The sequence below is a fragment of the Cellulophaga algicola DSM 14237 genome (genome assembly GCF_000186265.1).
Classification (GTDB): domain Bacteria; phylum Bacteroidota; class Bacteroidia; order Flavobacteriales; family Flavobacteriaceae; genus Cellulophaga; species Cellulophaga algicola.
This window is the reverse complement of the sequence record NC_014934.1, coordinates 387,738-410,680: the sequence shown is the minus strand read 5'-3', so window position 1 is coordinate 410,680 and position 22,943 is coordinate 387,738. Positions and strand designations below refer to the sequence as shown.

19 protein-coding genes are annotated in these 22,943 nt (G+C 33.8%); 14 read left to right on the top strand and 5 right to left on the bottom strand.

Going from position 1 to position 22,943, the window contains the following annotated elements; all coding sequences use genetic code 11:
* Positions 1-23 precede the first annotated feature (23 nt).
* Positions 24-1,259 carry a peptidase T gene (pepT, locus tag CELAL_RS01725; protein WP_013549187.1) on the bottom strand — a complete coding sequence of 412 codons (1,236 nt, stop codon included), beginning with the start codon at positions 1,257-1,259 and terminating at the stop codon, positions 24-26.
* 139 nt (positions 1,260-1,398) lie between these two features.
* On the opposite strand from pepT, the gene CELAL_RS01720 reads away from it, so the two are divergent.
* From CELAL_RS01720 to CELAL_RS01710, 3 genes are all read left to right on the top strand, one after another.
* Positions 1,399-4,374: a TonB-dependent receptor gene (locus CELAL_RS01720; RefSeq protein WP_013549186.1), complete on the top strand. Its 2,976-nt coding sequence runs from the start codon at positions 1,399-1,401 to the stop codon at positions 4,372-4,374.
* A 132-nt stretch (positions 4,375-4,506) separates the two neighbouring features.
* Positions 4,507-4,920, top strand: a complete 414-nt coding sequence (locus CELAL_RS01715; protein WP_041557416.1) for a hypothetical protein — start codon at positions 4,507-4,509, stop codon at positions 4,918-4,920.
* An 85-nt stretch (positions 4,921-5,005) separates the two neighbouring features.
* A complete protein-coding gene (locus CELAL_RS01710; protein WP_013549184.1) occupies positions 5,006-6,043 on the top strand; it encodes a quinone-dependent dihydroorotate dehydrogenase in 1,038 nt (345 codons plus the stop codon).
* Here CELAL_RS01710 and CELAL_RS01705 read toward each other — a convergent pair.
* A complete protein-coding gene (locus tag CELAL_RS01705) occupies positions 6,040-6,453 on the bottom strand; it encodes a Dabb family protein (protein ID WP_013549183.1) in 414 nt (137 codons plus the stop codon). The genes CELAL_RS01710 and CELAL_RS01705 overlap by 4 nt on opposite strands.
* An 86-nt stretch (positions 6,454-6,539) precedes the next feature.
* On the opposite strand from CELAL_RS01705, the gene CELAL_RS01700 reads away from it, so the two are divergent.
* The 9 genes from CELAL_RS01700 (at position 6,540) to CELAL_RS01660 (ending at position 18,291) form a co-directional block, all read left to right on the top strand.
* Entirely contained in the window at positions 6,540-7,166 is a 627-nt protein-coding gene (locus tag CELAL_RS01700) for a LysE family translocator (RefSeq protein WP_013549182.1), read from the top strand.
* A 32-nt stretch (positions 7,167-7,198) separates the two neighbouring features.
* The gene (locus tag CELAL_RS01695) at positions 7,199-8,065 is read left to right on the top strand and encodes a hydroxymethylglutaryl-CoA lyase (RefSeq protein WP_013549181.1); all 867 of its coding nucleotides are present in this window, start codon (positions 7,199-7,201) and stop codon (positions 8,063-8,065) included.
* A 123-nt stretch (positions 8,066-8,188) separates the two neighbouring features.
* Positions 8,189-9,415, top strand: a complete 1,227-nt coding sequence (locus CELAL_RS01690; RefSeq protein WP_013549180.1) for a DUF4856 domain-containing protein — start codon at positions 8,189-8,191, stop codon at positions 9,413-9,415.
* A gap of 74 nt (positions 9,416-9,489) precedes the next feature.
* Entirely contained in the window at positions 9,490-10,620 is a 1,131-nt protein-coding gene (locus CELAL_RS01685; protein ID WP_013549179.1) for an imelysin family protein, read from the top strand.
* Positions 10,620-11,972, top strand: coding sequence for an HTTM domain-containing protein (locus CELAL_RS01680; protein WP_013549178.1), 1,353 nt, complete (start codon positions 10,620-10,622; stop codon positions 11,970-11,972). Before CELAL_RS01685 ends, CELAL_RS01680 begins: the two co-directional genes overlap by 1 nt.
* Complete coding sequence (locus CELAL_RS01675) at positions 11,953-14,397, top strand: TonB-dependent receptor domain-containing protein (protein ID WP_041557414.1); 2,445 nt, start codon at positions 11,953-11,955, stop codon at positions 14,395-14,397. The genes CELAL_RS01680 and CELAL_RS01675 overlap by 20 nt, the downstream gene beginning before the upstream one ends.
* Before the next feature lie 111 nt (positions 14,398-14,508).
* Positions 14,509-15,981: an IMP dehydrogenase gene (guaB, locus tag CELAL_RS01670; protein WP_013549176.1), complete on the top strand. Its 1,473-nt coding sequence runs from the start codon at positions 14,509-14,511 to the stop codon at positions 15,979-15,981.
* A 93-nt stretch (positions 15,982-16,074) separates the two neighbouring features.
* A complete protein-coding gene (locus CELAL_RS21325) occupies positions 16,075-17,454 on the top strand; it encodes a DUF5018 domain-containing protein (protein WP_013549175.1) in 1,380 nt (459 codons plus the stop codon).
* Between the two features lie 9 nt (positions 17,455-17,463).
* Positions 17,464-18,291, top strand: coding sequence for a sulfurtransferase (locus CELAL_RS01660; protein WP_013549174.1), 828 nt, complete (start codon positions 17,464-17,466; stop codon positions 18,289-18,291).
* 3 nt (positions 18,292-18,294) lie between these two features.
* On the opposite strand, the gene CELAL_RS01655 is transcribed toward CELAL_RS01660, so the two are convergent.
* Complete coding sequence (locus CELAL_RS01655; RefSeq protein ID WP_013549173.1) at positions 18,295-18,810, bottom strand: thioredoxin family protein; 516 nt, start codon at positions 18,808-18,810, stop codon at positions 18,295-18,297.
* A gap of 144 nt (positions 18,811-18,954) precedes the next feature.
* Positions 18,955-20,193: a diaminopimelate decarboxylase gene (gene lysA / locus CELAL_RS01650; RefSeq protein WP_013549172.1), complete on the bottom strand. Its 1,239-nt coding sequence runs from the start codon at positions 20,191-20,193 to the stop codon at positions 18,955-18,957.
* A 328-nt stretch (positions 20,194-20,521) separates the two neighbouring features.
* Between lysA and sucC the strand changes: the two genes are divergently transcribed.
* Together sucC and CELAL_RS01640 are read left to right on the top strand one after the other, a co-directional pair.
* A complete protein-coding gene (gene sucC, locus CELAL_RS01645; protein ID WP_013549171.1) occupies positions 20,522-21,712 on the top strand; it encodes an ADP-forming succinate--CoA ligase subunit beta in 1,191 nt (396 codons plus the stop codon).
* 413 nt (positions 21,713-22,125) lie between these two features.
* Positions 22,126-22,461: a hypothetical protein gene (locus CELAL_RS01640; RefSeq protein ID WP_013549170.1), complete on the top strand. Its 336-nt coding sequence runs from the start codon at positions 22,126-22,128 to the stop codon at positions 22,459-22,461.
* A gap of 45 nt (positions 22,462-22,506) precedes the next feature.
* On the opposite strand, the gene CELAL_RS01635 is transcribed toward CELAL_RS01640, so the two are convergent.
* On the bottom strand, positions 22,507-22,875 hold the full coding sequence (locus CELAL_RS01635) for a DUF1456 family protein (protein WP_013549169.1): 369 nt from the start codon (positions 22,873-22,875) through the stop codon (positions 22,507-22,509).
* Positions 22,876-22,943: the final 68 nt, after the last annotated feature.

The following is a 22,943-nucleotide window of genomic DNA, read 5'->3' as shown; positions in this document are numbered from 1 at the left end:
TTACAAGTTTTAATTTTTACGCACTATCGGTTTGATTTTGTAGCGGTAAGTTCACAGATTTTTACAATTACTTTTATAGCACTTTCTATGCTTTCTAAAGGTACATATTCATACTTTCCATGGAAATTATGTCCTCCAGCAAAAATATTAGGACATGGTAACCCCATAAAACTTAATTGAGATCCGTCTGTGCCTCCTCTGATTGGTTTTATAAGTGGAGTAATGCCTAAGGATTCCATTGCTTCTTTTGCAGTAGTTACAATATGATAAACAGGAGCTACCTTTTCTTTCATATTAAAGTACTGGTCTTTTACCTCAATATGTATACAGTTGCCATGAATTTTGTTTAGTTGCTCTTTTATAGTAGCTATACGTACTTTGCGTTTTTCAAATAGACTCTTGTCGTGATCTCTTATGATGAGCTCAATCGTTGCGTTTTCTATTTCGCCAGAAATATGATGAACATGAAAAAAGCCTTCGCTACCCGTTGTTTTTTGAGGAACTTCGTTTTCGGGTAACAAAGTCATAAACTCATTGGCTATACTTATCGCATTGATCATTTTTCCTTTGGCATAACCAGGGTGGACACTTTTTCCTGAAATTACAATTTTAGCAGAAGCAGCATTGAAATTTTCGTATTCTAATTCTCCAACCTGACTTCCATCCATAGTATACGCCCAATCTGCACCAAATTTTTCCACATCAAATTTATGTGCTCCACGACCAATTTCCTCATCAGGAGTAAAACCTATTTTTATAGTGCCATGTTTTATTTCAGGATGATGTATTAAATATTCCATCGCCGAAACTATTTCTGTAATTCCTGCTTTATCGTCGGCACCAAGAAGAGTCGTACCATCTGTAGTTATAATAGTTTGTCCTTTGTATTGAAGTAAATCATCAAAATAATCTGGAGAAAGAATAATATTTTTTTCCTTATTTAATACAATGTCTTTTCCATCGTAATTTTCAATAATTTGTGGATTTACGTTCGTTCCTGAAAAATCTGGCGAAGTATCAAAATGCGCTATAAAACCTATTACAGGAATGCTGGCGTCAGTGCTATTGCTTGGAAGGGTTGCCATGATGTAAGCATTTTCATCGATGGTAACATCGCTTAGTCCAATTAATTTTAATTCTTCGGCTAATTTATTGGCTAAATTCCATTGCTTCTCGGTACTCGGTGTTGTTGATGAGTTTGGGTCGCTTTGAGTGTCAATAGTTACGTAACTCAAAAATCTATTAAGAATAGGGTTCATTTATTATAATTTTTTATAAAAATACGAATTAGGTAATTTATTGAATAACTATTAAATTTTTTTTTAACATTTATTTAATAAGTTGAGGATTACATAATTTTATGCTAACTTCATACAAGAATAACTCAAATACTATCTTATGAAAAAAATGTACTTATTATTTATTGTTTTACTCAGTGCCGTAAGTTTTTCTAACGCCCAAATTACGGGAACAGTTTTAGATGATGAAGGAGTTCCTTTACCAGGAGCTTCAATAGTAAAAAAAGGAACTACAACAGGAGCCACTACAGATTTTGATGGAAATTTTAGTATCGAAGCAGCTGTAGGTGATATGTTAATAGTCTCTTATATAGGTTTTGAAACAAAAAATGTTACAGTTGCAAATTCTAATATGACAATTAGATTAGCATCGGGTCTAGCCTTAGAAGAAGTGGTTATTGTAGGTTCTCGTAACCCAAATAGAACAGCTACAGAAAGTACGGTCCCTGTTGATGTTATTAATATGAAGGAATTAAATAATATTGCGCCTCAGGTAAATTTAAATCAAATATTAAATTATGTAGCGCCATCGTTTACTTCAAATACACAAACTATTTCAGATGGTACAGACCATGTTGATCCAGCCTCTTTGAGAGGTTTAGGTCCTGATCAAGTTTTGGTATTAATTAATGGTAAAAGGAGACATACTTCTTCATTAATTAATGTTAACGGAACATTTGGTAGGGGTAGTGTAGGAACAGATTTAAATGCTATTCCTGCTGCAGCAATACAACGTATTGAAGTTTTAAGAGATGGTGCTGCAGCACAATATGGTTCAGATGCTATTGCGGGTGTTATCAACATTATTTTGAATAAAAGTGTAAACGAGTTAACGGCTACAGTAACAACAGGAGCAAATTTCTCTAAAAATGCAAATGATCAAACTGGTGGAGTAGACGGGCAGACAACAAATGTGGCTGCAAGTTATGGACTTCCCATTGGAGAAAATGGAGGATTTATAAATTTTTCAGGAGATTTTGACGTTCGTGAAGCCTATGGTAGAATGAATGAATGGGAGGGTTCTATTTTTAATTTGTATAATACAGTAGAACGAGTTGCAGGTGCAGACGGTTATGATATTTCAAGTTTACTTGATAATGATGTTGCTGATGTAATTCAGTATACAGATCAGGCGGGAATTAATAGAAATGGAGCAGCTACTAAAGATGAATTAAGAACGCTTTTATCAGCAGACAATACAACTGCAGAATTAGCAGCGAGAGGAAAGGAAAGAAGTGATTATAATATGCGTGTAGGACAATCAGCTTTAAGAGGTGGTCGTTTATTTGCTAATTTCTCGTTACCATTAGATACTAACGGAACGGAGCTTTATTCTTTTGCTGGTCTCAGCTCAAGAACCGGTAATTCTGCAGGTTTTTATAGACTGCCAAATCAAAGTAGAACCTTTACTCCTGCGTATATTGATGGATTTTTACCAGAAATTAATTCAACAATCAAAGATCAATCTTTGTCTGTAGGAATAAAAGGTATGATTGGTGATTGGAGTGTGGATTTTAGTAATACTTATGGAAAAAACTCTTTTTTGTATACTATAGGAAATACATTTAATGCTTCTTTAGAAAATGCTTCACCAACGTTTTTTGATGCTGGTGGATTCTCATTTTCACAGAATACCTCTAATTTAGATGTTAGTCAGTTTTTTGAAGACGTTATGTCTGGCTTAAACATAGCATTTGGCGCAGAATATAGAGTTGAAAATTATGATATTGTTGCGGGTGAGCCGGCTTCCTATGGTCTATATGATGGTACGGGAAATATAAATAATCCTTATGATGATATTCTTAGGGATGATGCCGGTAGTCCAGTTTTAGATGGAGACAATAAAACAATCCCAAATTCAAATTCTGCATTATTAGTGCCTTCAGACTTCTTTGGCAATTCAAGACCCGGAGGCTCTCAGGTATTTCCAGGTTTTGGCCCTAAGAATGAATTATCTAGAGGGAGAAATAGTGTTGCAGGATATCTTGATTTAGAAGCAGATGTTACTGAGAAATTTTTATTAAGTTTTGCAACTCGTTTTGAAAACTATAGTGATTTTGGTTCCACGATAAATTTTAAATTAGCTTCAAGGGTTAAAGCTTCAGAGAATCTAAATATTAGAGGAGCCTTAAATACGGGTTTTAGAGCACCATCTTTGCATCAAATTAATTTTAATTCTACTTCAACCATATTTGATCAGAATGGTGATCCGCAAGAAGTAGGAACTTTTGCTAATGATAGTAGAGCAGCAAAACTGTTAGGTATTCCTAAATTAAAAGAGGAAACATCTAGTAGTGCTAGTTTTGGGCTTACCGCTAAAATTCCAAATGCTAATCTAACAGTTACAGTAGATGGGTATTTTGTAAAAATAAATGATAGGGTGGTGTATACAGGTCAATTTGAGCCTACGCCGGATGCAGATGACGGTTCTGGTAGTGACGTTAAAGTGTATTCAGGTCCTCAACTAGAATTGTTCAATCTTTTGAGTCAAGCTAATGCAACGGCTGCGTCATTCTTTGCAAATGCGATAGATACAGAATCTAAAGGATTAGATATTGTAATTACACATAAAGCAACATTTGGTGATAATTGGAGACTTAAATCTGATTTAGCGGGTACTTTTTCAAAGACTAAAAAAGTAGGAGATATAAATGCTTCTCAAGTTTTACAAGATGCAGGTTTAGTAGATACTTATTTTCCAGAAGATAGTAGAGTTTATCTTGAAGAGGCTGTGCCAAGAACTAAGTTTAATTTATCTAATAGCCTTACTTCAGAAAAGTTAATTTTCTTTTTAAGAAATGTTTATTTCGGAGAAGTCACAGAAGCGACTACGACCATAGCGAACCAACAAGTTTTTGGAGAAAAGTTAGTTACTGATTTATCAGTCGGGTATAAAGCTACAGATGCATTAACATTTACAATAGGGGCAAATAATTTATTTGATATCTATCCAGACAGAGCAGAAGATGCTTTTAATAATAGAAGTGATGGTCGTTTTGATTGGTCTCGAAGAGCACAACAATTTGGAATTGGTGGAAGGTTTTTATTTGCAAGAGTAAGCTTTACTTTAAAATAAGAACAGATCGTTTAAGTATTTAAGCCACCAATAGGTGGCTTTTTATTTTTTAGTACTTTAAATTATACTATTTAGTAAAAAGTGCGTTTTAACTATAGTCCATTGTTTTTTAATTCAATTCAAATCAAACAAATGAAGTTTAAACTTTTATTTTCAGTGATAGTCCTTTTTTTAAGTGTAATCAAAACAAATGCGCAAGCTTGTATTTTAGATATTGGCAGTAAAAATGCGGATACTATAAAGACTATTTTTCAATTAAATGAAGAGCAAACAACGGTTTTAGAGGTGTTGCGGAAAGATCTGAAGGCGGAGTTGGATGATCAGGAATTGGAAGTTAAAAAACTTTTTGAAACCCATCCGCAAAGTACACCAGATGAACTTTTAATTCTTGCTAAGAAGCATAAGGAATTAGAAGATAAAATGTTTGCAATTACAGTGAGTTATGATCAAAAACTGATTTCATTATTTAACGAAAAACAATATGAACGCTATCAATTACTGTGCGAATCTGCAAAAAGAACACCAATTGAGAAACTTATAGAATAAGGTGTATTGTTGTGTTAATAAAATTAGGAGTAACTGGTAAAGTTCCTTGTTGATGTTTGTATTTTTGTGAAAATTTTATCCATTCATGTACAAACTTATTCTACGCCCTATATTTTTCTTGTTTGATCCAGAGAAGATTCATCATTTTTCTTTTTTTATGATTAATCTACTAGGTAAAATGGGCTTTTCAAAACTCATTAGATCAATCTATGTTATAGAGGATAAGAAGCTTGAACGTAACTTATTTGGTCTTACATTTAAAAACCCAGTAGGATTAGGAGCAGGGTTTGATAAAAATGCAAAGCTGTATAATGAGTTATCTGATTTCGGATTCGGATTTATAGAAATAGGTACGCTCACACCAAAACCACAAGAAGGCAACCCTAAAAAACGACTTTTTAGATTAAAGGCAGATCAAGCGATTATTAATCGAATGGGATTTAATAATTTAGGGGTTTTAGAAGCTGTAGCGGAGCTAAAAAAAGAACATAGAGTTATTGTTGGTGGAAATATTGGTAAAAATAAAATTACACCTAACGATAAAGCAACTTCAGATTATCTTATTTGTTTTGATGCTCTTTTTGATCATGTCGATTATTTTGTCGTAAATGTAAGTTCGCCAAATACTCCAGGCTTAAGAGAGTTACAGGATAAGGAACCTTTGACTAAATTATTGAACCAACTAAAATTAGAAAACACTAAAATAGCCAACGCCAAAGCAGTTAAAGAAAAACCAATCTTACTTAAGATTGCTCCAGACTTGACGGATAGTCAGCTATTAGATATTATTGAAATTGTTGCTGTTACAAAGATAGACGGCATTATAGCGACTAATACGACAATTAACCGACAGGGTTTAAAGTCTCATCAGTTGCTTTTAGAAGAAGCTGGTGGTTTAAGCGGAAAACCTTTAGCGCAGCGAAGTACGGAAGTTATTAGGTTTTTATCTGAGAAAAGTAATAAAGCATTCCCTATTATTGGGGTAGGCGGAATTACTTCTCCAGAAGAAGCGCTAGAGAAATTAGATGCTGGCGCAGATTTAATTCAATTATGGACAGGCTTTATCTACGAAGGCCCTGCTTTAGTGAAGAGAATTAACAAGGCTATCTTAAAAAGAAGTTAGTTGGTCCAGTAATCTAATACAAGTACATCTTCTAAATGTGGTGTTAATAATTCTCCAAAAGCTTTGTGGTCTGGGTGTGGTAAATATTTAGCGCGGTCTTCTTCATTTTTAAATGTTATAAAAAAGCAATGCGTAAAGCCTTTGTTTAAATTTTCAGGACTATTGTTTAATCCCCATTCATAACTGGAAATTTCTTTAATCTTGGAGGGTAGCTTATGAAAAGCTGATTCTATTTCTTTTATTTTTTCAGCAGTAGTACCCTTTTTAAACTGAAATAAAACAACATGTCTTAATAATTTGTTGTCGTTAATACTTATAGTTTCTGTCATTTTTTCCGTTGTTATTGTTTCGTCTTGCGCATGAATTGATGTGATGGTGAGCAAGATTAAAACTAAAGCAATATTCTTCATAAGAAATCTTTTAGGTAAGATAGGGTAATACGGCCTAAATATTTTACCTTTTAAGAGTATATTTAGCTTTATTATAAATTTTCGGTTTGAATTACGATCTCCTTTATACCTTTATTATAGCCACAGCGGCACTTGCAATAACACCAGGTCCAGATATCATTTATGTATTAATGCAAAGTGTGATAAATGGTAGAAAAGACGGCATAGCTACGGCTTTTGGGTTGGTTAGTGGCTGTTTAATTCATACTACTTTATTGGCTTTTGGTGTTTCTGCATTAATAAAAGAAAATATTTTAATTTTAACCTGTATTAAAGTATTTGGAGCTTTATATCTATTTTATTTGGCCTATAAAGTGTTTAAAAGTTCTGGACAGATTGATTTAAAATCAGATGCCATTCCCAAAAAGAACATCGTATCTCTTTTTAGACAAGGGTTTATAATGAATGTCTTGAATCCTAAGGTGACTATTTTTTTCTTAGCATTTTTTCCTGGTTTTCTTTTTAGCGATGATATTAGTGTTCAATTTCAGTTCTATATTTTGGGATTTATTTTTATACTAATTTCATTTATAGTTTTTGTTATTATTGCCATTTTATCAGGTATGGTGTCTAAATATATAAAATCTAATAAAAAAGTGGGCTTTATTTTAAAGTGGATGCAAATTGTTGTTTTTATTGGGATTGGCGTCTACCTCTTATTTTTAAATAAATAGTGGTAATTTTGAAATAGATTACAATTGGCTTTATGACTAACAATGTAAAAATAGTAGAGTGTCCTCGTGATGCAATGCAAGGAATAAAGACTTTTATTCCTACAGAAGAAAAGGTGAAGTATATTCAATCTTTGTTGGGCTGTGGTTTTGATACTATTGATGTGGGTAGTTTTGTGTCTCCTAAAGCTATTCCACAAATGATAGATACTTCAGAAGTACTTTCATTGCTAGATTTATCTAAAACACAAAGTAAGTTATTATCCATTGTAGCTAATGTTAGGGGTGCGGAGGAGGCTTCAAAAGAAGAGAAAATAGATTTCTTAGGTTATCCTTTTTCTATTTCAGAAAATTTTCAAATGCGGAATACCCATAAGACAATCGCAGAATCTGTTGAAATATTAAAAGAAATCCTTGAGGTGGCTAATAAATCAAACAAAGAGGTAGTTACCTATATTTCTATGGGTTTTGGTAACCCGTACGGCGATCCATGGAATGTGGAGATTGTAGGGGAGTGGACGGAGAAATTATCAGCAATGGGCGTAAAAATTTTATCACTTTCCGATACTGTAGGTTCCTCTACTCCGGAACAGATCACCTATCTGTTCTCTAATTTAATTCCAAAATATCCACATATTGAATTTGGTGCTCATCTTCATACTACGCCAACAAAATGGCATGAAAAAATTAATGCAGCCTACACATCTGGGTGTCGCAGATTTGATGGAGCCATACAAGGTTTTGGAGGTTGCCCTATGGCAAAGGATGAACTCACAGGCAATATGCCTACAGAAAAAATGCTTTCCTATTTTACATCAGAAAAAGTAGCTACTAATGTTAATTGGATGGTTTTTGAAGCAGCTTATAATAAAGCAACAGAACTGTTTAAAGCGTACCATTAGAAAATTTAAAATTAATTTTTAATATTTATTTAGATTTAATATAAATAAAATTTGGTAGTCTCAATTTTGATATTAAATTTGCACTCGAAAGATTATTTATATTAAATCTTAATAAGTATTACTATGAAAAAATTGCTTTTATTACCACTTTGTGCTACTCTTTTATTCACTTCTTGCAATAATGATGATGATAATGTTTCTGGAGATAATACACCAGATATTTCAACCCCTGCTTTATATACCTTCGAAAGAGATGGTGTTTCTACGGTGAGTTTTGACGGACAAACGACAAGAATTTTAATGGCGGGAGAAACATCTGATGCCTTTAAAGCTTTTGAGACCGCAACAGAAGCTTCTATAAAAGCTATGTTTGCGCATGTAGAAGGTGCTACTGATTTTTCAGAAGATGATTTAAATAGTTCAGATAAAAGTATAGAGAGTAAAGTGGCTGCTTCTGCAGACTTCTTTGCTGCAAATACGACCGAAGCGGCTGTTATTAAAGGAGAGTTTGCAGAATATATAGAAGGGCAGATCAATGAAGTATTTCCTAATGAAAATGTACTTGCTTCTGCGGGTGTTGCAGGTCAAGTAGCGGATGGTACGTCTACAAGATATGTTAATGCTCTAGGATTGGAATACAATCAAATGTTTGCAAAATCAGTATTAGGCGCATTAATGGTAGATCAAATCTTAAATAACTATTTAAGTACTGCTGTTTTAGATGCAGAAAGTAATAGAGCTAACAATGATAGTGATATCGTAGAAGAGGGAAAATCATATACTTCAATGGAGCATAAGTGGGATGAAGCGTATGGCTACATTTATGGTACTTCTGAAAACCCTGCAAATCCTAACTTAACAATTGGTGAAGATGATAAGTTTTTAAATGAATATACAGGTCGTGTAAATGATGACACAGATTTTGCTACCATTGCAGCAGATATTTTTGAAGCTTTTAAATTAGGTAGAGCTGCTATTGTTGCTAAAGATTACGAAGTACGTGATGAGCAAGCAGAAATAATTCGTGAGAATATTTCTAAAGTAATCGCGGTTAGAGGAATTTACTACCTACAACAAGCAAAAACTAAAATTGCAAATGGTGAAGTTACTGGATCTTTCCATGCATTATCTGAAGCTTACGGATTTATATATAGCCTTAGATTTACAAGAGTGCCAGGAACAAATGACGCTTACTTTAGTAAGGAAGAAGTAGATGCATTGCTTTCACAACTAACTGGAGATGGTGAGAATGGTCTTTGGGATTTGGAAGTAGCTACTATAGAAAGTATTTCAGAAGCTATAGCTGCAGAATTCGATTTTACTGTTGCACAGGCTGCAAGTATTGAATAAGTTTTATTAGAAAAACACATAAATTACCAAGCCTTATTTAAAACAATAAGGCTTGGTTGTTGAAAAAAGTTAGTATGAAAAGAACAAAAGTTTGGGGATTTATTATCCTTTTGAGTTTAATTGTTTTCGCTTGCTCCACTAGTGATAATGGAGGAAGTAGTTCGGAAGAGAATAATGATAATTTCAACCGTAGTGCAATGCTTATAAATTGGGCAGACAATATTATTATTCCGGCATATACTGCTTTTAATGCAGATGTTGCTGTAATGGTACAGGCTTCTTCTGTATTTACAGAAACTCCTACAGAAGAAAATCTTCAGAATTTACGTAGCGCATGGAAAGATGCTTACGTATCTTTTCAAACTGTATCTATGTTTGAGATAGGGAAAGCAGAAGAGTTAAACTTTAGAAACCGTTTAAATGTGTATCCAACGGATGTAACAAGCATTGAACAAAATATAGGCAATAACACGTATAATTTTTCATTGCCTTCCAATATTGCCATTCAAGGTTTTCCTGCAATAGATTATTTGATTAACGGCTTAGCTAGTACTGATGCAGAAATAGTGGCTTTTTATAATTCAGAATCTACTGCTACAGGATATAACGGCTATTTAAATGAATTGACTAATACTGTTTTAGAATTGTCAAATACCGTTTTAAATGATTGGGAAGGCAGTTATAGAAGTGCTTTTGTGACGGGGACAAGTTCATCGGCAACAGGTTCTGTAGATAAGTTGGTCAATGATTTTCTTTTCTATTATGAAAAATCGTTGAGAGCAGGTAAGATTGGAATTCCAGCAGGGGTTTTCTCTGTAGATCCATTGCCAGAAAAAGTTGAAGCACTATATAGTAAAGAAATTGGGAAAGAATTGTTGTTAGCTGCAATTACAGCATCTCAGAACTTTTTTAACGGAAAAAGCTTTACATCAGCTTCAGAAGGGGAAAGCTTAAAATCATATTTAGATTTTTTAAATACCATTAAGAATGGAGATGATTTAAGTAGCCTTATCAATAATCAGTTTGAGAGTTCTAAGACGAAAGCGGCGGAGTTAGGGAATGACTTAGCACTTCAAGTGACTACCGATAATTCTAAAATGACAGAGACTTATGATGAATTACAACGTAATGTAATTTTACTTAAAGTTGATATGCTGCAAGCCTTAAGTATAAATGTCGATTTTGTTGATGCCGACGGAGATTAATGAAATCGTTTTTAAATACATATTTAGATAAAAATATTAAGACCGCTAATTTAGCGGTCTTTCGTATTTTTTTTGGATTAATGATGTTTTATAGTGCTATAAGGTTTATTAGTTATGGTTGGGTGGAAAAGCTGTATATACAACCTAAATTTTTCTTTTCTTATTATGGTTTTGAATGGATTAAGCCTTTAGGTAATTATACCTACCTACTATTTATAGTGTGCCTCATAACTTCAGTTCTAATAACTATTGGTTATAAATATAAACCAAGCATAATCATTTTCTTTTTATGCTTTACCTATATTGAATTGATGGATAAGACCACCTATCTTAACCATTATTATTTTGTGAGTTGCCTTAGCTTTCTATTGTTATTTTTACCAGCCAATAGAAGATTTTCTTTAGATGCGTATCTAGATAACTCATTAAACCAAGAATATATTCCAAAATGGAATGTAGATTGTATTAAGGTAATGCTATTCATCGTATATTTTTATGCGGGTTTGGCTAAATTAAATAGTGATTGGTTGGTAGAGGCTATGCCGCTTAAAATATGGTTGCCTTCTAATTATGATCTTCCAGTCTTAGGGAGTTGGTTGCAAAAAGAATGGGTGCATTACGCCTTTAGTTGGGGAGGAGCGCTTTATGATTTGATGATTCCTTTTTTACTACTATACAAACCTACCCGTTGGTTTGGTTTCTTTATGGTCGTAGTTTTTCATGTGCTCACAAGAATTTTGTTTCCGATAGGTGTATTTCCTTTCGTGATGATCGTAAGTGCTTTAATTTTCTTTGATAGTGATTTTCATGAGAAATTAATCAATAAAGCCTCAGAATTATTGAAATTAAAACCCTTAAAGAACGCAGCAGTCGTACGGAAGTCTCCTCGTAAAATTCCACTACTAATAATAGGCCTATTTCTATTATTACAATTACTTTTGCCATGGCGTTATTTGCTTTATGAAAAGGAGCTTTTCTGGACAGAGGAAGGGTATCGGTTTTCATGGCGTGTTATGTTAATGGAAAAAGCAGGTTATGCACAATTTAAAGTGGTTGATAGCGCTACTGGAAAATCATTTTTAATAGATAATAATGATTTTTTAAGCTCGTTTCAGGAAAAGCAAATGAGTACACAGCCTGATTTTATATTGCAATATGCGCATTATTTGGCAGATCATTTTTCAGAGAATGGTTCAAAGAATATAGAAGTGTATGTAGAAAGTTATGTGGCTATAAACGGAAGATTGAGTCAGCCGTATATAGACCCAAAAGTTGATTTAGCAAAGGAAAAAGATTCTTTTGCGCCAAAAAAATGGATACTTAATTTTAATGATGATATTAAAGGACTTTAAAACAATTGTAGGGGTAATTTTTTTACTATTTACCGCTGCAGCGCAGGCACAATTTACCATTTCAGGAACAATCACTAGCGCAGAAACTAATGCACCTGTGGTAGATGCAGAAGTATACATCTATGAGTTGTCAAAGAAGGTTGTTAGCGCATCAGATGGGACTTTCCAATTCAGTGATGTGAAGCCAGGAAATTATAAAATTGTTGTTTTTTCATTTGAATATAGCATATCTGAACAAACTATTGAAGTTGTAGGTAATACTTCTTTAGCTATCGCCTTAGAAACGCTTGGAGAACAATTATCGGAAGTTGTTTTGGTGGCTAGAAAAGAAAAGATTTTCGCCTTAAATAAATTAAAAGCAGTAGAAGGTACTGCAATTTATGAAGGTAAAAAAAGTGAGGTTGTATTGGTAGAAAATTTAACAGCAAATCTTGCTAGTGGTACTGCTAGGCAATTATACGCGCAGGTAGTTGGTTTAAATATATACGATAATAGTGATGCTGGTTTGCAGCTTAATATAGGAGGTAGAGGTTTGGACCCAAACCGCACATCTAACTTTAATACAAGGCAAAATGGATATGATATTTCTGCTGATGTTTTGGGATATCCAGAAAGTTATTATACGCCACCGGCAGAAGCTGTAGCTCAAATAGAAGTGGTTAGAGGGGCAGCATCTTTACAATACGGAACTCAATTTGGGGGGCTTATTAATTTTAAAATGAAGCAGCCTAACCCTGATAAAGAAATTGAGTGGATTTCTAGACAAACTTTGGGGTCTAATAATTTAATTACCAGCTTTAATAGTCTTGGAGGAACGGTTGGTAAAACACAGTATTATGCTTTTTATAATTTTAAAACAGGAGATGGCTTTCGGCCAAATTCAGAATTTGATTCCTATAACGGTTATTTGCATGTAAATCATAATTTTTCAGATAAAACCAAACTGACCTTTGAGTTTAGTTATTTAAATTATTTGGCGCATCAGCCTGGTGGTTTAACAGATCAACAATTTGAAGATGATCCAACTTTTAGTAATAGAACAAGAAATTGGTTTAATGTAGACTGGAAATTATATTCCGTGAGGTTAGATCATTCCTTTTCAAATAAAACAGATTTTAGTCTTAACTTATTTGCCTTAAATGCTTTTAGAAAATCGGTAGGTTTTAGAGAAAATAGAGTTTCTCAGGAAGATGATTTAACGGCGCCAAGAGAGCTTATCGTTGGTAATTTTAATAACTGGGGAGCAGAAGCAAGAGTCTTAACTCGCTACAGTTTACTAGATGGAGACCACGTGTTTTTGGTGGGTTCTAAGTACTATCAGTCTAAAAACTCGGAACGTCAGGGCCCAGGGACTAATGGAGCAGATGCCAATTTTGGTTTTGCAGATGATGAATATCCAGATTACTCCAGACAGAGCGATTTTGAATTTCCAAACTTAAACTTAGCGCTCTTTGCTGAAAACATTTTTAATATTAAAGATAATCTATCCATTACTCCAGGTGCTCGTTTTGAATATATAAAAACAGAAAGTCAGGGAGCATACAAGCAAATAAACTTGGATAATGCGGGTAACCCAATTCTAAATATTGAGGTGCCAGATAATAGAGATTTTTCACGTCAGTTTGTTTTACTAGGGGTAGGGGTAAGTTACAAGCCTTTTAATGCGGTAGAATTGTATGGTAATTTTAGTCAAAATTTTAGATCGGTTACGTTCAATGATATCCGTATTAATAATCCGTCTTTAGTTGTAGATCCTAATATTTCAGATGAAAGTGGGTATACGTTTGATTTGGGAGCAAGAGGAAGGTTAGGAAATGTGCTTTCTTATGATGTAGGGGCTTTTTTATTGCGTTATGACAATCGTATAGGGGTTGTTTTACGGGAAGTTAGTGATATTGAGCAAGAACAGTTTAGAGGAAATATTGGAGATGCGGTAACCTATGGTTTTGAAAGTTTTTTAGATTTCAATCTGTGGGAGGTACTATCAAGTAACAAAAATGGTAAGCTGAATGTATTTGTAAATATGGCATTTACAGGTAGCGAGTATATTTCATCCGGAGCTAACAACGTAGAAGGAAATAAAGTAGAGTTTATTCCTGATTATAATATCAAAACAGGCTTGAATTTTGGATATAAAGATCTGTTGGGAAGTTTGCAGTATACCTATTTAGGAAGTCAATTTACAGATGCCACCAATTCTCCAAGAGATTTTGATAGTCAAAGTGGTATCATTGGTGAGATACCAGCGTATGATATTTTAGATTTTTCGTTGTCTTACGCTTATAAATATTTTAAATTAGAGACAGGCGTAAATAACCTTTTAGATAATAGCTATTTTACACGTAGAGCTACGGGGTATCCAGGGCCTGGTATTTTGCCTTCTCAACCAAGAACATTTTATACTACGTTACAATTTAAATTTTAAGTTTAATCGGTCTTTTTCTAATCTGTTTTATGAAATGATTATATAATTGTAGGTTCGATAATAGAAACCAATTAATATCGTATATTTGCACGCAATTAATCTTTAATTGCCATGCAAGCACATCTTGATAAAATAGTTGGAGAAGGTCTTACTTACGATGACGTACTCTTAGTCCCAGCTTATTCTGAAGTACTTCCAAGAGAAGTAAATATTCAAACAAAATTTACCCGAAACATTACCATCAATGTTCCTATAGTTTCCGCCGCTATGGATACCGTTACGGAGTCTAAAATGGCAATTGCTATGGCTCAGGAAGGTGGTATTGGTGTTTTACACAAGAACATGACTATCGAACAGCAAGCAATGAAAGTTCGTAAAGTGAAAAGGGCAGAAAGCGGTATGATTATCGATCCGGTAACGTTACCTTTAAATTCCTTTGTTCGTGACGCCAAAGCAAACATGAAAGAATTTGGAATAGGAGGAATTCCTATTGTTGATGGCGATGGTAAATTAATTGGTATTGTGACTAATCGTGATTTGCGATTTGAAAAAAATAATGATCGCCCTATTTCTGAGGTGATGACGACTAAAAATTTAGTAACTGTAGCAGAAGGTACTTCACTAGAACAGGCTGAAGATATTTTACAAGAGAATAAAATAGAAAAACTTCCAGTAGTAGATAAAAACTACAAACTAGTTGGATTAATAACGTTTAGAGATATAACAAAGCTTACGCAGAAGCCTATTGCCAATAAAGATCAATATGGTCGTTTACGAGTAGCTGCTGCTTTAGGAGTTACTGCTGATGCAGTTGAAAGAGCAGAAGCATTAGTAAATGCAGGTGTTGATGCTGTGGTAATTGATACTGCGCATGGGCATACCAGAGGAGTCGTTGAAGTTTTAAAGAAAGTAAAAGCAAGGTTTCCAGATTTAGATGTTATTGTTGGGAATATTGCAACAGGAGCAGCTGCCAAGTATTTGGTAGAAGCTGGTGCAGATGCCGTAAAGGTTGGTATAGGCCCAGGATCTATTTGTACCACTCGAATAGTTGCAGGAGTTGGTTTTCCTCAGTTTTCGGCAGTGCTAGAAGTAGCTGCAGCTATTAAAGGGAGTGGAGTGCCTGTAATTGCAGATGGAGGTATTCGCTATACAGGCGATATTCCAAAAGCTATTGCAGCTGGAGCAGATACCGTTATGTTAGGTTCGCTTTTAGCAGGTACTAAAGAATCTCCAGGAGAAACTATTATATACGAAGGAAGAAAATTTAAATCATATCGCGGAATGGGGTCTGTTGAAGCTATGAAACAAGGCTCTAAAGATCGTTATTTCCAAGATGTAGAAGACGATATTAAAAAATTAGTACCAGAAGGTATAGTAGGGCGTGTGCCTTATAAAGGCGATTTGTTTGAAAGTATTCACCAATTTATTGGAGGTTTAAAAGCAGGTATGGGCTATTGTGGAGCAAAAGATATTGCAACACTACAAGACACTGGAAGGTTTGTGAAAATTACCGCTAGTGGTATTAATGAGAGTCACCCACATGATGTGACGATTACCAAAGAATCTCCAAATTATAGTAGATAGTTTTTTACCGTTTAATTCTAAATAAAACTTTAAATAATACGTTAGCACTAGGAATATACTACCCTTTTTAAAGGTATTTTAAAATCAAACGGTATGAATTTTAAAACATCAATACTGGAGCAAAACATTAGGATATCAATTTTGCTTTTTTTAGTGCTAACGTCATGTAAAAAAGAAGATTCTACACAATCTGAAATAAAACAAAGTAGTGAGAAAATAATTTTGTCTTTTTCGTTTTTAGCTGCTGATAACCCAATATTAGCTAAAGATATTCGCGCTACTATTGATAAGGAGAGAAAAACAATAAATGCACTGTTTGAACCGGGCACCCCTTTAGATGTGCTCATTCCTACTATTGTTTATTCAAATAATGCTACTATTTTTCCTGCTTCTAAAGTTGCAAAAGACTTTTCTGATTCTGTTGTGTATACAGTTACGGCTGAAGATGGCACTGAGAATTCGTATACAACAACAAGTACAGTTTTAGAAGCATCATGTATTGGATTAGATCTCAAAGCTTCAGGCCCAATTGTTGTCACTGAGAATAACCAAATAATCAAGGATGTATTTATTACTGCGACTTCTAGTGACGCTATAGCTATAGCAGGTTTTTCTGGCGTTAAAATTTCAAATTGCATCATTACATATACCGGAGCTCATATGGGTATTAAGTTTTCTGAGGCAGATAATTTGACCATAGAGAACTGCTCAATTAAGTATATAAATGCACCTGCACAAGGGCCATTGCCCGATGCAGAAAGAAATTGTATTGATGGGTTTAATTCTAAAGATTTAGTTATAAACCAAGTCAAGGTTGAAGATGGTTCTACAGGAGTTCGAATGAATCAATGTGATAATTCTAAAATTACCTTTTTGGAAGGGCATAACATGCGAGGTCCGTACCCAAGAGGTCAGCTTGTTCAGTATGATAAATGTGACGGCGGTTTGTTAGAACACTTTTCAGTTATTAACGATCGAGAAATAGCTTGGACAGAGGATAATATTAGTATTTATAAAAGCGGTGGACAACAAATTAAAAAAGGACTAATTATAGGAAACAATAGCCCGTATGGTGTTGGTATTTTATTTGAAGATCAAAATGACCCAGAGGCAAGAGGTGGACTCGGTGGTTTGGTAGAGGATGTTGATTTGTTACAAATGGGTAATGGCGCGGTATCATCTGTAGATGGTTCGGGTAATGTGATTTTTAGAAGAGTACGCGTAAAAAATAATATTTGTGGAGATTTAGGACAAAACCGAGGAGTACCCTTATCTGATGCTTTGGTGTTTTCTGGTTTTGGAACAGAACCTGCTTTAGGGGGGAATCAAATTCTAGAAGGTGTAGTTTTTAATATATGTAACCCCGCTAATATTGTTTATCCTGTTGATAAATTTGATATAATCGATTATACTGTAGATTCAGATTTTGTGGAACGCGAGGCAATTATGCTCAATTTTTGTGACGCCAATTAAATGTAAAGAATGCGCACAATACAAACTTCTATAGTTTCATCAAAATGGCTGCAGGCACATTTAAACGATTCTAATTTGATAATTTTAGACGCGAGTGCTGCAAATCCAATGTCAGGCGCTCTTTCGGAAAATATAAGTACTAGAATTGTGGGTGCGCGCTATTTTGATTTGAAAACTAATTTTTCAGAAACGGAAAATCCATATCCAAATAAGATACCAAGCCCTGAGCAATTTCAAGAGGAGTGTCAAAATCTTGGAATTAATCAAAATAGTCTACTGGTGGTTTATGATGCTATGGGAATTTATTGGAGCCCTAGAGTTTGGTGGCTATTTAAGGCTATGGGACATGTAAATATTGCAGTTTTAGACGGAGGCTTACCAGAGTGGATTCATCATAATTTACCTTTAGAAGAAAATAAGAAAGAAACGTATGTAAGAGGGAACTTTACAGCATCTTTCAATAGTGAAATGGTGGTCGATTTTAACTCCGTTTTAGAAAATACGATATCAGAAGTAGCCATACTTATTGATGCACGATCGCAAGGTAGGTTTAATGGAACGGCGGCAGAACCTAGAAAAGATTTAAGGAGCGGGAGTATACCCAATTCAATAAATATACCCTACACCACAGTGCTTGATAATCATAAATTTAAAGATAAAACGGAATTGCTACAACTGTTTGAAAATGTAAAAAATGACGTTCGACCATTAGTATTTAGTTGTGGGTCGGGAGTCACTGCATGTATACTTTTATTAGCGAGTGAACTAGTGGGTATTAAAAATAAAAAATCTGTCTATGACGGATCATGGACAGAGTGGGCACAAAAAGTATTGTAAATTTTATTTTCCTTCGGTATACGTTTTCCAGTCTTTTTCCTTGTGGATATTGTCTCCAAAGTACTTCGCTATTTGTAAAAATGCATCCGGTTTTTGATATCCTGGAATCGGAGAAAGCATATTCATTTTTTCATCTAAAAATATAGTAGTAGGGTAGCTTAATTTTCCTTGCATTAATGCAGCAGCAAATTCATGATATCCGTTTCTTCCAGAGGGAACAAACTTAAAAGTCTTTCCTTTAAATTCTATAGGTTCTTTGCCTTCGCCATCTAGTTTCACCATATAGAAATTCTTTTCCATATAGGCTGCTACAGTAGCATCTTGGAAAGTATCCTTGTCCATTTTTTTGCACCAGCCACACCAATCCGTATAGACATCTACAAAAATCTTCTTCGGATTTTTATCTGTTTCGGCAAGTTTTGCAGCTTCTTCCCAGGATAACCACGTAACTTCTTGAGCATTTGTGGTAAATATATTTAACATGCTAACGATAAAGAAAGCGTATAAGGTTAATTTCATTTTGTACTATTTGATTGTTTAGTCTCTTAACATGTATAAAAATAACGTTTTAATTGCTATTTTATTTCCAAAAAATAGTAAAACGTTGTAAAACAAAAAATCCTGCATTGCAGGATTTTTTTAGATAGGTATTATTTTACTTTATTATTTAGCAGTTGCTTTTTCTTTTTTTGAAAAAAGATTTTTTACATCTACTTGGTTTTTAATGATATCTTCTAAAGTTTCGCGCTCTCTAATTAATACAGCTTCTCCTTTGTGCCATAATACTTCGGCAGGTCTAAATCTGCTGTTGTAATTACTTGCCATGGTAAAGCAATAAGCACCAGCATTTTTAAAGGTAAGTATATCTCCTTCAGATATTTCTGTAATTCTACGGTTACTAGCAAAAGTATCCGTTTCGCAAATGTAGCCTACCACAGAATAGTAACGTTCTCTACCTTCTGGGTTGGAGATGTTTTCTATTTGATGGTAAGAACCATAAAGCATAGGGCGAATTAAGTGATTAAATCCAGAATCAATACTAGCAAAAACCGTAGATGTTGTCTGTTTTACAACATTCACTTTTGCAAGAAATTGGCCCGCTTCGCTCACTAGAAACTTACCAGGTTCAAAAGCTAAGGTTAATTCTTTTCCGTATTCTTTACAGAAAGCATTAAACTTTTCAGTTAGTTTACTACCTAATTCTTCTATGTTTGTCTCAATGTCTCCTTCTTTATAAGGTACTTTAAAACCACTTCCGAAATCAATAAAATCTAATTCCTTGAAGTTTTTAGCAGTTTCAAACAATATTTCAGAAGCATAAAGGAATACATCAATATCTAATATGTCGCTCCCAGTATGCATATGAATGCCATTTATATGCATTTGTGTAAGTTCTACAATGCGTAATAAATGCGGTATTTGATGAATGCTAATTCCAAATTTTGAATCAATATGGCCTACAGAAATGTTAGAGTTTCCTCCAGCCATTACATGAGGGTTGATACGAATACATACTGGAACTTTAGGGAACTTACTTCCAAATTGTTCTAATATAGATAAGTTATCTATATTAATACGTACGCCTAATTTAGCAGCTTCTTCAATTTCTTCTAAAGAAACTCCATTAGGGGTAAAGATGATGTTTTCAGGTTTAAAACCAGCAAGAAGACCTAATTGCACTTCTTGAATAGAAACAGTATCTAAGCCGCTACCAAGACTATTCATTAGTTTTAATATAGTAATATTTGATAAGGCCTTAGCGGCGTAATTTAATTTTAGTTTTTTAACTCCGCTAAATGCGTTAGTAAGCCTGTTAAACTGGGCTATTATTTTTTCAGAATCATACACATAAACCGGATCTCCGTAGGTTTTTGCGATGTTCAATAAATCGTGATTCGTCATTGCACTATAATTTTAAAGCAAATCTATACTTCTTCTTTGTTCTGAACAAAATAAAACATCAAAAAACCAAAATACAACAAATTGTTTTATTTATAACAACCCTGTGGGTTTGGAGTTGAGGGGCAATTGTTTAAGCAATCATTTATTTTGATCATTATTTTTAAAGATTTTATATGAGAATTAAGCGTATATTTTAGCTAAAAAAATACCTAATATGTTATTTTTTGATGATAATTTAAAATTTAAGGAAATAGCTTTCTAATTTCATTAGGGTAATTAGCAATGGTTTGTTATTTTTGTCATCATTAAATAAAGACACGATTTACTTATGAATCTTCACGAATATCAAGGAAAAGAAATTTTAGCAAGTTTTGGGGTACGTATCCAAAGAGGAATTGTAGCTCATACTGCAAAAGAAGCTGTAGATGCTGCAAAGCAATTAACAGCAGAAACAGGGACTGGATGGCACGTTATAAAAGCGCAAGTTCACGCTGGTGGCCGCGGAAAAGGTGGTGGAGTTAAATTAGCTAAGAATTTAAAAGAGGTTGAAGAAATTGCAGGACAAATCATTGGAATGACTTTGATTACGCCTCAAACTTCTGCTGAAGGTAAAAAGGTACACCAAATATTAGTTGCAGAGGATGTTTATTATCCAGGAGCAAGTGAAACTAAAGAGTTTTACATGTCTGTTTTATTAAACCGTGGTACTGGTAGAAACATGATTATGTATTCTACAGAAGGTGGTATGGATATCGAAGAAGTAGCTGAAAATACACCTCATTTAATTTTTACAGAAGAGATTGATCCTGGAACAGGGTTATTGCCTTTTCAAGCACGTAAGATTGCCTTTAATTTAGGATTATCTGGTACTGCTTTTAAAGAAATGACAAAGTTCGTAGCATCTTTATATAAAGCATATGATGAAAGTGATTCAAGTATGTTTGAAATCAACCCAGTTTTAAAAACTTCGGATGATAAAATAATGGCTGTAGATGCTAAGGTATCTATAGATGATAATGCACTTTTTAGAAGAAAACAATATGCAGAAATGCGTGATCTTCGTGAAGAAAATGCAATTGAAGTTGAAGCTGGTGCTTTAGGTTTAAATTACGTAGATCTTGATGGTAACGTTGGGTGCATGGTAAACGGAGCTGGTTTAGCAATGGCAACTATGGATTTAATTAAGCAAGCAGGTGGTGAGCCAGCTAACTTTTTAGATGTTGGTGGTACTGCTGATGCTGCTCGTGTAGAGGCTGCTTTTAAAATTATATTAAAAGATCCTGCAGTAAAAGCAATTTTGATTAATATCTTCGGTGGTATCGTTCGTTGTGATCGTGTTGCTCAGGGTGTTATTGATGCATATAAGAATATGGGAACTATAAACGTGCCTATTATTGTTCGTTTACAAGGTACAAATGCAGATTTAGCAAAAGAATTAATTGATAATTCTGGTTTAGATGTACAGTCTGCTGTACAATTCCAAGAAGCTGCAGATAAAGTAAAAGCTGTATTGGGTTAATAGTATCATAACTCAGAAAAATATATCCTTAAAATGGGCAATGTTATCTTAACATTGCCCATTTTTTTGTTGGTAACGAAAATGATCATTAACTACACATAATGCAATGTTTCTGTATTGCGAGTTATAAATAATGTTTGTTGTGTGGTTTTTTTTTGAAGAATCATTAAGTAAGAAAAATCTTATTTTAGAATGCGCAATTTTAAACTAGTGTTATGAAGTTTAAGTATGGGTTAAGACTACTTTGATAATTAGTTTTAGGTGAGTATAACATCTAATTTTGTAATGAAATTAGAAGCCGCATCGCGAAGTTAAGGATGTGTTAAAATGAGATTCGAGTGTAACACTATAATTCTTGAGGCGTCTTTCTAATAGCATCAATTAATCAAATATCAATCTTAAAACAAATTATCATGAAAAAATTAAGTCTAGTATTCGTCAGTGCACTATTGTTATTTACAGGATCAGTTTTAGCTAATGACGTTAAGAAATCTGAAAAGCCATCAGAAAATCTATCAACTCAAATAGCAACATTGTTAAGTAATAGTAATTTAGTGATTGAAGATGAGCTAACTGCCAATGTACTATTTACACTAAACGAAGATAGAGAGATTGTAGTTTTATCTGTGACTACAAATAGTGAAGTTATAGCACAATTTGTAAAATCGAAATTAAATTACCAAAAAGTAAGTCTAGAAAATTACAGAGAAGGTAGAATGTATACCGTTCCAGTAAGACTTAAAGCATAAGTAATTTCTTTATGTTGTTTACTATAAAAAAAATCCTGAGGAAACTCAGGATTTTTTCTTGTTTTTATAATTTCCGTGGATAATATTTTTATCTACTTTTTTTTCTTGTTTTGCTTTAAAGTCTGGATCGTATCCTTTTTTACCTTGAGGGCCTTTTTTAATATTGGCTAGTTCCTCTTTTGGATTTTTAGGATTCTCCTTAGTACCTCTAAAGTGAATTACAAGTGCGTTTAAGAAGTTTCGGAGTATTTGGTCTCCACATTCCATATAATTTGGATGATCCTCTTTTCTGAAAAAAGCACCAAGTTCTGCTTTAGATATCTTGAAATCTACAAGCTTTAGAATGTCTACAATTTCATCATCCCTTAACATTAGTGCTACTCTTAGCTTCTTAAGAATATCATTATTAGTCATATACTATAATTTTGCTGCAAGGTACTATTTTATACTAAAGTTCTAGGTTTTTCTAATCGTTTCCTGCT

Excerpts from the sequence above, each read along its gene's own strand:
- pepT (WP_013549187.1), bottom strand. The coding sequence starts at position 1,259 with ATGAACCCTATTCTTAATAGATTTTTGAGTTACGTAACTATTGACACT.
- CELAL_RS01720 (WP_013549186.1), top strand. The coding sequence starts at position 1,399 with ATGAAAAAAATGTACTTATTATTTATTGTTTTACTCAGTGCCGTAAGT.
- CELAL_RS01715 (WP_041557416.1), top strand. The coding sequence starts at position 4,507 with ATGAAGTTTAAACTTTTATTTTCAGTGATAGTCCTTTTTTTAAGTGTA.
- CELAL_RS01710 (WP_013549184.1), top strand. The coding sequence starts at position 5,006 with ATGTACAAACTTATTCTACGCCCTATATTTTTCTTGTTTGATCCAGAG.
- CELAL_RS01705 (WP_013549183.1), bottom strand. The coding sequence starts at position 6,453 with ATGAAGAATATTGCTTTAGTTTTAATCTTGCTCACCATCACATCAATT.
- CELAL_RS01695 (WP_013549181.1), top strand. The coding sequence starts at position 7,199 with ATGACTAACAATGTAAAAATAGTAGAGTGTCCTCGTGATGCAATGCAA.
- CELAL_RS01690 (WP_013549180.1), top strand. The coding sequence starts at position 8,189 with ATGAAAAAATTGCTTTTATTACCACTTTGTGCTACTCTTTTATTCACT.
- CELAL_RS01685 (WP_013549179.1), top strand. The coding sequence starts at position 9,490 with ATGAAAAGAACAAAAGTTTGGGGATTTATTATCCTTTTGAGTTTAATT.
- CELAL_RS01680 (WP_013549178.1), top strand. The coding sequence starts at position 10,620 with ATGAAATCGTTTTTAAATACATATTTAGATAAAAATATTAAGACCGCT.
- CELAL_RS01675 (WP_041557414.1), top strand. The coding sequence starts at position 11,953 with ATGATATTAAAGGACTTTAAAACAATTGTAGGGGTAATTTTTTTACTA.
- guaB (WP_013549176.1), top strand. The coding sequence starts at position 14,509 with ATGCAAGCACATCTTGATAAAATAGTTGGAGAAGGTCTTACTTACGAT.
- CELAL_RS21325 (WP_013549175.1), top strand. The coding sequence starts at position 16,075 with ATGAATTTTAAAACATCAATACTGGAGCAAAACATTAGGATATCAATT.
- CELAL_RS01660 (WP_013549174.1), top strand. The coding sequence starts at position 17,464 with ATGCGCACAATACAAACTTCTATAGTTTCATCAAAATGGCTGCAGGCA.
- CELAL_RS01655 (WP_013549173.1), bottom strand. The coding sequence starts at position 18,810 with ATGAAATTAACCTTATACGCTTTCTTTATCGTTAGCATGTTAAATATA.
- lysA (WP_013549172.1), bottom strand. The coding sequence starts at position 20,193 with ATGACGAATCACGATTTATTGAACATCGCAAAAACCTACGGAGATCCG.
- sucC (WP_013549171.1), top strand. The coding sequence starts at position 20,522 with ATGAATCTTCACGAATATCAAGGAAAAGAAATTTTAGCAAGTTTTGGG.
- CELAL_RS01640 (WP_013549170.1), top strand. The coding sequence starts at position 22,126 with ATGAAAAAATTAAGTCTAGTATTCGTCAGTGCACTATTGTTATTTACA.
- CELAL_RS01635 (WP_013549169.1), bottom strand. The coding sequence starts at position 22,875 with ATGACTAATAATGATATTCTTAAGAAGCTAAGAGTAGCACTAATGTTA.